The sequence below is a fragment of the Neisseria sp. P0021.S007 genome, from assembly GCF_051956855.1.
In genome coordinates this window covers 1-562 of record NZ_JBQCXA010000945.1, presented here as the reverse complement: position 1 = coordinate 562, position 562 = coordinate 1, and the positions used below count along the sequence as shown (strand labels likewise).

The window sequence follows — 562 nt, the reverse complement described above, 5'->3', positions numbered from 1 at the left end:
GTGTAGGTATTGGACGCAATCATCCCTCATCTGATACGACGAAACCTGCCGGTCGCAGCCGTTGGGCGGAATCTGATGAAATTCGTCGTATAACGCGAACACATTCTGACCGGCACAGGCCGGAACATCCTGCCGGAGATTTATTTGCGCGTGGCGTATTCGGTATGCCGATTATTTTTCATTTTGTTGGCGGTGATGAGCCAACAGATACAACATTACAGCCTAAATGCAAGGAACGTATGGCCAGCCCTTTAATTATTCGCCCTGTTGGGGATGGCAAGGGAGGTTTTCAGGCTGCCGCATTGAGCCTGCCTTTGGATAAGGTTTTGAATGTTTCTGTCGAATTAAAAAAACAAAACAAGGGAACTGTACACCCAGTAACGCTGTGGGAGGAAAGTAAGGCACGGCAAGTTAAGCCGTTAAGTGAAAACGGTGGTGGTAATCCAATTGATGCGTTTTTGAATTATTTTACGAAATAAAAAAGAGGAAAACTGAAATGACTCAATACGCTTTAACCCTATCCATCGGTCCCGTACAGGGGTTTATCGCTTCGGCAAGACGG

Annotated in this window: 1 pseudogene; it reads left to right on the top strand. The window is 46.4% G+C overall.

The annotated features are described in order from the left end of the window. A pseudogene (locus tag ACTHUR_RS16870) lies at positions 1 to 479 on the top strand (type III-B CRISPR module RAMP protein Cmr1); the annotation flags it as partial. Positions 480 to 562: the final 83 nt, after the last annotated feature.